The following is a 9,327-nucleotide window of genomic DNA, read 5'->3' as shown; positions in this document are numbered from 1 at the left end:
GAGAGCTGCAATAATTGCGATACCATAAGTCCAATCTAGATATCCATAAGCAATGATAAAAACTTTTAGTAGCAAAGCAAATCCTGCAGACTTACTAGCTATAGACAAAAATGTAACAACTGGAGTTGGTGCTCCTTGATATACATCAGGAATCCACATATAAAATGGAACAATCCCTACCTTGAATCCCACACCGCCTATAATAAATAAAATAGCTATTAATACAATTGAAACATTGGAATCAACACTTCTTCCTGACAAAATATGTGCAATAACATCAAAATTAGTTGAGCCACTAAATCCGTATAGGAGGACTATTCCATACAATAAAAATGCAGAACTTATAGCACTAATTATTAAAAATTTTAAACTTGCTTCAATAGAATTTTCTTCTTTAGTCATTGCAATTACTGCAACCAATGGAAGTGAAATTAATTCAAGACTTATATATGCTGTAATAAAATCGTTAGTTGCAGGCAGGAGCATCATGCCTACTGCTGAATACATCATTAAACTAATATATTCTACTTTAAGTTTTCCAAAATACTTAGAATACTCGTAAGAACCTAAAATAATCAAAAACAAAGTTGCCAAAACAAGTACTTTAAAAAATACACTGAATTGGTTTGCATGTATTGTATTATAAAAAACATAAGTCGAAGGAATAAACCATAGTCCAATGGCATAAATTAAGCCACTTAGTATACCAAACAATGAAATGATTTTAGCAAGCACATATCTTCCAGAAAAAATGCCCATCAGAAGCATCAAAGTAGCAGTTATTGCAACAATTAATTCACTTCCTAGGTATATTAAATCTGCTACATCCATTAATTTAAACTCCTATTGTATTATTCACAAAAGCAATAACACCTTGCTCAAAATATTCAAAAATAATATTAGGATATACACCTATTGCTATGATTGAAATAACAAGTAATAAAGCAGGAACATATTCATATGATGAAAGTTTGGGTAAATTCTTTTCTGTTCCATTATTATCTCCAAAAATTACTCTTTGAACTAGCCACAACATATATCCTGCTGTGAGGACTATCGAAAAAACGCTAATCACGGTAAACCAATTCCAGACTGCAAAGGCTGCCATAAAAACAGTTACTTCTGCAACAAATCCACTTAACCCAGGTAATCCCAATGAGGCCATAGATGCTATTACAAAAAATAAGCTTATTATTGGTGCCTGATAAACAAGACCTTGTAATTGTTTTATTTCTCTTGTGTGAAGTCGATCATATATCAAACCTATTGAAAGAAATAACAAACCGGTTATTGTTCCGTGAGTGAACATTTGTAACGCAGCGCCTTCTAATCCAAATGATGCAACTTCTACATTATCAGATTTGTATGCACTAATTCCCAATAACACTATACCCATGTGGCTTACACTACTGAATGCAATAAGTTTTTTTATATCTGTTTGTCTAAAAGTAATAATAGCGCCGTAAACTAAACTAAAGGCCCCCAAAAACACCAATAACAACGATAAATCTTTTGCTTCTTGTTGAAATATTTGCACACAAATTCTTATAATCCCGTAACCACCCATTTTAATTAAAACCCCAGCAAGTATCACACTCCCTGCTGTTGGTGCATCTGTATGAGCATCAGGAAGCCAAGAATGAAGGGGCCATGAAGGTAACTTTATTGCAAAAGCAACAAAAAACATTATGAATACATAAACTGGGGATACTAAGAAATTATCGTCAGTCAATGTTATAGTTGAAAGTTGTTCTATATTAAAATTGCCTACCGATAACCCTGTTATCAATAAACCAACCAACATAAAAGCCGATCCCAATAATGTATATATCACAAATTTCATTGCAGAGTATTCTTTATTACCTGAACCCCAAACAGAAATTATAAAATACATTGGAATAAGTTCTAGTTCCCAAAATATAAAGAAAAGGACAAGATCCAACGAAACAAAAACACCTAATACTGAAGTTTCTAAAACTAAAAACCAGAAAAAGTATTCTGCAACACGTGTTTTAATAGGAATTGAAATTGAAATAGCACAAACAAATAATAAAGTTGTCAAAAAAACTAATGGCAAGCTTAATCCATCTACCCCAAGATGATAAGAGATACCAAGTGAAGGAATCCATTCATAGCTTTCTACAAATTGATACCCATTTTTAGATAAGTCAAAATTAATCAACATGAAAACTGAAATGAGCAATTCAAGGCCTGTAATTATCAAAGCCCAGAATTTAATATAATTTGAATTATTTCTTATCAAAGGAATAATCAAAGCGCCCAATATTGGTATGAAAATCAATATAGTTAACATGTATTTATATACCTTCTATTTTTATGAAACAACATAAAGATACAACACCCCTAAAGTAACAACTAAACCATAAAATATAGTAAGAATTAACCCGTAGAACTGAACAGAACCATTTTGGAAAAAAGCTACTGGACGGCCAAGGCTTTTAGCCAGACTACCAACCAAATCAGAGAATCGATTAATAATTACGTCATCAAATATTTGTATCATTCGAGTTATAAAACGATAAAATATTTGTTTAACTATTATAAATTCATAAAGATCATCGAAAAACCATTTCTTATGTAATATGTGGCTTATACTTGCATTTGTAAATAACCTATTGGTAAGATTTCTATTTTTATAAAATATCCATGCTGCGGTTATACCTAAAATAGCTAACAATGTGGAAATTGTTGCAATCAACAAATTAATATTAATTATTTTATGATGTTGATAATGTAAAAACCAATGTTTTTCGAACATGAATATATCTATTGGAGGATTTATAAGAAATCCGGTTATTACTGCAAAAATTGACAAGATAATAACAGGTACAAGCATGGTTTTAGGAGACTCTTCGATTTCTATACTTTTTGAAGATTTAATACGATCATTAAAAGTAAGAAATACCATTCTAAAGGTATAAAAAGCTGTCATTATTACACCAATCAAACTACCAATTAAAACAATTGTAGAAGCTAAATTTGCACCATGGTACGCAGTATTGATGATTTCGTCTTTGCTCCAAAACCCAGCAAGAGGGAAAATACCTACTAAACTCAAAGAACCTAAAATAAAAGTATAATAGGTTACAGGCATTTTACTCTTTAAATTACCCATTTTTTCCATTTCAAAGCTATGTACTGCATGGCTGACATTTCCAGCGCCTAAAAATAATAGTGCCTTAAAAAATGCATGTGTAACTAAATGAAACATAGCAATTGCCGGAGCTCCAATACCGATTGCCATAAACATATATCCTAGTTGACTTATCGTTGAGTAAGCTAAAACCTTCTTGATATCATTCATCACCAAAGCTATAGATGCTCCTAATAACGAAGTAGTGCATCCAATGATGGATATAATCAATAAAGATGCAGAACTAGCACTTATAAAATCAAAGAATCTAACTAGTAAAAACACACCTGCTGCAACCATGGTAGCGGCATGAATTAAGGCGCTAACAGGTGTTGGGCCTTCCATTGCATCTGGCAACCAAGTATGCAACGGGAATTGAGCAGATTTACCAACTGCCCCAGCAATTAAACCAACAGAAATCAACAGTATTATGTTAGTGCTAAAATCACCGGTCATTAATAAAATATCTTGTATAATTAATGGGTTTAATCCTTTATCTATTAAAGACAAACCATTTGAAAAAATTAAAAGTATTGCAAATAAAAAGCCAACATCGCCTATTCTAGTAATTAAAAAGGCTTTTTTAGCAGCATTCCTTGCTGAGTTTCTATCAAACCAGAACCCTATTAAAAGATAAGAACAAACTCCAACTAATTCCCAGAAAAAATACATTTGTAATATATTAATTGATAATACTACTCCTAGCATTGATGAAGTAAATAAGGATAGGTATGTATAATATCGAATAAGCCCCTTATCGCCCTCCATATATCCGAGAGAATAAACTTGTACAAGTAAACTCACACCTGTTACTACTAACAACATCGAAGCTGTAACAAAATCCACATAGTATCCAAATAAAATGGGCAATTTCCCTATACTAAACCATTCGAAAGAAGCACTAATTTTATAATAGTCATCTCCATATGCTAGAGAAAAAATATAGATTGAAAAAATAAATGATATTAATATACCAATAATCGAGAAATAAGATCCCATTCTTACATCAGTATTTTCACCGAAGGTAATTAATAAAGTATTAATAAATGCAACAATTAAAGGAGTTACAAAAATCAAAGAAATTATAATTTCTATTTCCAACATTTATCCATCTTTCACAATAATTATAATTTTCTAACTATTTCATCAGCTACATGCTCACGCCCACGTGGGACCATGATAGAAAATTCACTAGAATCAGACCAGTTTTCTAAACCTAAATTGGGAAGTAACCTTACAGGCAAGCCCTCACCTTCAAAAAGTTCCTTCCAACTTTCGGCAACAAATAAGTTTTCAGCTTCTAAATATTTTATCCACATATCTTAACCGTTCATTTTATTAATATCTGAAATATCAACAGTATTTTTAGTTCTATAAATAAGAATAATAATTGCCAACGCCATAGAAACTTCAGCTGCTGATATTGCTATAGAAAAAATCGAAATCACGTGGCCAGATAGTATCAAATCAATCTGATCATTATTTAATTCAGACCCCGCAATTCTAAACATAGATGGCGCAATATAACGAGACATTCCAACTGCAGCAACATTAATTGCATTAAACATCAATTCAACACACATAAGAACAGCAATGAGGTTTCGTTTGGTTAATACCCCAAAAAGGCCTATAGCAAAAAGACCTGCTGATAATGTTAATACAGACTCTAAACTCATTCGTTTTTATCCTTAACTATTGCTAATGAACCAATGATAACTGCTAGCAACAAAACTGAACTAAACTCAAATGCAATTACCCAATTTTTAAGAAGAAGAGTAGCTAAATGATTTGTAGTATTTGAAAATAGATTTTTAGCCTGCTCCGCATATGAGGTACTTGTAAGGTCTAGCAAAACCCATTTTTCATTGATTAGAAAATATGAAAGTAAAACAAAAAATATTAAGCAAATTTGACCATTTATGAACATAAATATATTCGATGTGTTTGCAGTTGCCATATCCTTTGTCATTAAAATACCAAAAATAATTATAATTGCTATTCCACCCGCATATATTAATATCTGTATTACTCCTAAAAATTCTGCGCTTAATAAAAAGAAAATACCACCAACACTTATAAATGTTACTACGAGCATCAAAGCACTCTTAAATAAATCTTGTATAAATACTACTAGTAACGCAGAAGTAAATGCTACCAATGAAAAAATTATAAAAAAGATATCTGTCAGATTCAATTTTCCCCTTTATTTTTAAAATTTTTATTTCTCCATGATAATAAATCTCTTTTTGGTCGTTTTGCGGGGTGATAGGTCCATTCTTCTCGACCGGCATCGTCCCATTTCATTTCTTTATCAGAAAGAGGTAGGTATTTTTGGGATTCCAATTGTGGCCTGAACCATGTGCTAGGAGATTTATTTTTACCCTCTCTCTGATCTTTAATTTTATCAAGAACTAGATCTTGTCTACTATATTGTGCTTCCTCAAAACCACTCCCCATAAACAATGCATCATAAGGGCACACTTCGACACAAAAACCACAAAACATACATCTTGCTATATCTATATCAAAAGCTTCTAATTTGTAAGAATCACCTTCGGGAATATTTACCTCACTGGGACTTGTGACGATATGAATGATTCCTAAAGGACAAAACTTTGCACAGCTTGCACAACCCGTACATCTCTCTTCATACCATGCAAATTCTTCTCCTCTAAATCGTGAGTGTTGTGGAGCTCTTTGTTCTGGATAATTGATAGTAGCAGGCTTACGCACAAAATTCCTGAGAGTAACTAACAATCCTTTAATTATTCCAAGTCCGTACAAATTATTCTCTCCTTATTTAAACTGTTGCCTTAAACTGAGTATTGAAACCTGAATCAATTTCAAGAATTTTACTAAATATAACAATACCAATTATTGATACAATAATATTGATACCCGACATCAGCCATAAATCACCTTGAGTAAAAATTCCATTAGCTCCAAAAATTAAAACTTCAAATGCAGTAACAAATATATTTAATAAGCTTAATGGTAATAAAAATTTCCATGCAAATGACATAACTTGATCCATTCTAAGTCGAGGTAGGGTAGCTCTTATCCAAATAAAACAAAAAGCCATGAAAAACATTTTTAATAAAAACCATACAGGTGAAGGTATAAACGAAAAGGGACCATCCCAGCCGCTCAAAAACAAAGTTGTAATTAGAGCAGAATTAACTAACACTGAAGCGTATTCCGCCAATTGGAACATAGCAAACTTCATACCTCCATATTCAGTATGATAACCTGCAATGAGTTCTGATTCAGCTTCAACAGTATCAAAGGGAGTTCTATTCATTTCTGCAGATCCGCCAATAATAAATATTAAAAATGCTAATGGTTGCACTAAGATAAAAGGTATAGCTTGGGCTTCAACAACATCAACCAATGATAATGACCCTGTCAAAAGTATAATACCTACTGTGGATAAAACAACTGGAACTTCATAACTAATTAGTTGAGCTACTGCCCTCATTGCACCAAGCATCGCAAATCTATTCCCAGTAGAAAAACCTGCCATAAAAATTGCGATTGTAGTCAGAGCTGTTATTGATATTGCAAACAATAAAGCTATATTTAAATCTGTCATAAATGTTCCCTCTCCTACTGGCAATACCGCTACGACTAATATCACAGGTATAAGCATTATTATAGGAGCTATATTATATACAGGTTTATCTGCTTGATCTGGTATCATGGATTCTTTAGTTAATAATTTAATACCATCTGCAACCGGTTGTAATATTCCAAATGGACCAACTCTATTAGGTCCAACTCTCGATTGGAATCTACCAATCAACCTTCTTTCTGCATAAGTATAAAGAGCGCCAAAGGCCATAAAAATATTTACTAAAACCAAAACCATTGAAAAGCCAGCAATATAATAAGGCATCCAATTCAGTGATTCTGGTAACAAGCCTGTGCTATTAGCACATCCTGAAATAGAGGTATCACCAGTGTATAAAAAACAATAGATATTATGAAACCAAAGGTTTTCAGTCAACATTAACGATCTACCTCTCCCATATTAAAATCAAGTGAACCTAGCGTAACAATCATATCTGCAACTTTCCAACCAACAATCATTTCATTTAATAAGGTAAGATTAATTAATGAAGGCGGCCTTACTTTACATCTATACGGTGATATAGAACCATCGCTAATTAAATAGAAACCTAATTCGCCTTTTGGGCTTTCAACTCGCCCATAAGCCTCTCCTGAATCAGGGCGTATAAGGAACGGCAAGTCCAGTCTAACCTGTCCAGGTTCTATTTGTTCTACACATTGTTTTATTATTGACAGACTTTGTCTCATTTCTTTTATTCGAACCAAGTATCTATCAAAATTGTCACCATTATGACCAATAGGAATTTCAAACTTTACTCTGTTATATACTTCATAAGGATCAACCGAACGCAAATCCCAATCATAGCCTGTAGCTCTCAAAATTGGTCCAGTTATAGAAGCATTGATAGCCTGTTCAGTTGTAATTGAACTGACACCTTTTGTCCTACTCAATAATATTTCATTGCCAGTGAGTAATGATTCATATTCATCTAAACGTAATTCCATATCACTAAGAAAGCTATCTAATGCTGGCCAAAATTCAGGTGGAGTATCCTGAAAAACACCTCCCACTCTCATGTAAGTAAGCGTTATTCTCGCCCCACACAACATTTCAAAGAGCTCTAAGATCCTTTCTCTTTCTCTAAAACAGTACATCAAAGGAGTTATAAAAGCCCCAAGATCATTAATCAAAAAGCCCGTTCCAATAAGATGAGATGCAATTCTTGATAATTCAGCAGAAATGACTCGTAAGTATTGTGCACGTACAGGTGGAGTAATTTCCATTAATTTTTCACAAGATAAAACATAGGCCTGATTGTTTGTCATTGCAGAAGTATAATCCATACGATCCGTCAAAGTGATCACTTGAGTATATGTACGTTCCTCAGCTAATTTTTCTGACCCGCGATGCAAATATCCGAAAACAGGCTCCAATGCAACAACTGTTTCCCCGTCTAATGTAATTCGTAATCTAAACACACCATGTGTACTTGGATGTTGAGGGCCAAAATTTACTGTCATTAATTCACTATTCATATACTCTACCCTGTATTATCTTGGAGATTCTAAGTAGTCTCTGCGTAATGGATGTCCTTCGAATCCGTCCCATAAAAATATTCGTTTCATGTTAGGATGACCTTCAAAATAAATCCCTAACAAATCCCATATTTCGCGTTCCTGAAAATCAGCACCCTGCCAAAGGTCATATACCGAAGGGCAAACTAAATCACTACGGCCATATAAATTTACCTTAAGTACACAACTATGTTTATGAACAGTAGAAGTCAGGTGGTATACCACCTGAAAATATTCAACATAATCGATACCAGAGATACAAGTTAATAAATCAAAAGATGCATCTTTTGAATTTTTTAATTTTTTCACAACATTTATTAATTGTTCTGGAGAAACATATAATTCTTTTTCAATTTGGCCATCATTTTGAATGCCAAAATCTGTACCTAGTAATTTAATTATTTCATTTGAATTTAGTTGTTTAATCATTAACTTCCTGCTGGATTTTGTGTAAGACGATATCTCTTAATTTTTTCCTGTAATTGCATAATCCCATATAATAATGCATCTGGCCTTGGTGGACACCCAGGAACATAAACATCAACTGGAATAATATGATTAACACCAGGAACAACACTGTATGATTGATAATAAGGGCCTCCGCTGGTTGCGCAAGCACCCATAGAAATTACCCATTTGGGTTCTAACATTTGATCATATAATTTTTTAATAGCAGCACCCATTTTCCATGTCACTGTTCCGGAAACTATCATGAGATCTGCTTGTCTGGGAGAACCTCGAAAGACTTCTGCTCCAAATCGAGATAAATCAAATCGAGACATTGCACTTGCCATCATTTCAAATGCACAACAAGCTAATCCAAAAGATAATGGCCATACAGCTGATTTTCTCCCCCAATTTAATAAAGCATCTATTGAGGTTACAGCTATATTATTAGCCACATCACTTGGAACTTCAATTAAAGGCTCTTGTATAGGAATAAGTGATGTGTCTTTAAGTTCTTGAACTTCTTTACCCTCTGCAATATCTAATGACTGTGAATCAAAATAATTTGAATTTAAATTCAT

11 protein-coding genes are annotated in these 9,327 nt (G+C 33.1%); all 11 read right to left on the bottom strand.

Annotated features, from left to right (window positions below; genetic code table 11):
* The coding region (locus FI695_00700; GenBank protein ID MQG50482.1) for a hypothetical protein at positions 1-831 on the bottom strand (831 nt) is incomplete at its 3' end.
* Positions 832-835: 4 nt separating this feature from the next.
* Entirely contained in the window at positions 836-2,314 is a 1,479-nt protein-coding gene (locus FI695_00695) for an NADH-quinone oxidoreductase subunit M (GenBank protein MQG50481.1), read from the bottom strand.
* A 21-nt stretch (positions 2,315-2,335) separates the two neighbouring features.
* Positions 2,336-4,258 (bottom strand): NADH-quinone oxidoreductase subunit L, encoded by a 1,923-nt coding sequence (gene nuoL, locus FI695_00690; protein MQG50480.1) that lies wholly within the window; start codon positions 4,256-4,258, stop codon positions 2,336-2,338.
* A 20-nt stretch (positions 4,259-4,278) separates the two neighbouring features.
* Positions 4,279-4,473, bottom strand: a complete 195-nt coding sequence (locus tag FI695_00685) for a hypothetical protein (GenBank protein ID MQG50479.1) — start codon at positions 4,471-4,473, stop codon at positions 4,279-4,281.
* 3 nt (positions 4,474-4,476) lie between these two features.
* The gene (nuoK, locus tag FI695_00680; protein ID MQG50478.1) at positions 4,477-4,830 is read right to left on the bottom strand and encodes an NADH-quinone oxidoreductase subunit NuoK; all 354 of its coding nucleotides are present in this window, start codon (positions 4,828-4,830) and stop codon (positions 4,477-4,479) included.
* Positions 4,827-5,348 (bottom strand): hypothetical protein, encoded by a 522-nt coding sequence (locus FI695_00675; GenBank protein ID MQG50477.1) that lies wholly within the window; start codon positions 5,346-5,348, stop codon positions 4,827-4,829. The genes nuoK and FI695_00675 overlap by 4 nt, the downstream gene beginning before the upstream one ends.
* On the bottom strand, positions 5,345-5,938 hold the full coding sequence (locus tag FI695_00670) for an NADH-quinone oxidoreductase subunit I (protein ID MQG50476.1): 594 nt from the start codon (positions 5,936-5,938) through the stop codon (positions 5,345-5,347). The genes FI695_00675 and FI695_00670 overlap by 4 nt, the downstream gene beginning before the upstream one ends.
* Before the next feature lie 16 nt (positions 5,939-5,954).
* Positions 5,955-7,037, bottom strand: coding sequence for an NADH-quinone oxidoreductase subunit NuoH (nuoH, locus tag FI695_00665; protein ID MQG50475.1), 1,083 nt, complete (start codon positions 7,035-7,037; stop codon positions 5,955-5,957).
* 125 nt (positions 7,038-7,162) lie between these two features.
* Positions 7,163-8,260 (bottom strand): NADH-quinone oxidoreductase subunit D, encoded by a 1,098-nt coding sequence (locus FI695_00660; GenBank protein MQG50474.1) that lies wholly within the window; start codon positions 8,258-8,260, stop codon positions 7,163-7,165.
* A 15-nt stretch (positions 8,261-8,275) separates the two neighbouring features.
* A complete protein-coding gene (locus tag FI695_00655) occupies positions 8,276-8,728 on the bottom strand; it encodes an NADH-quinone oxidoreductase subunit C (protein MQG50473.1) in 453 nt (150 codons plus the stop codon).
* Positions 8,728-9,327, bottom strand: coding sequence for an NADH-quinone oxidoreductase subunit B (locus FI695_00650; GenBank protein ID MQG50472.1), 600 nt, complete (start codon positions 9,325-9,327; stop codon positions 8,728-8,730). Before FI695_00650 ends, FI695_00655 begins: the two co-directional genes overlap by 1 nt.

It is taken from the genome of SAR202 cluster bacterium (assembly GCA_009392515.1).
In the GTDB taxonomy this organism is placed as follows: domain Bacteria; phylum Chloroflexota; class Dehalococcoidia; order Lucifugimonadales; family UBA6952; genus UBA6952.
This window is presented reverse-complemented; position numbering and strand designations above follow the sequence as displayed.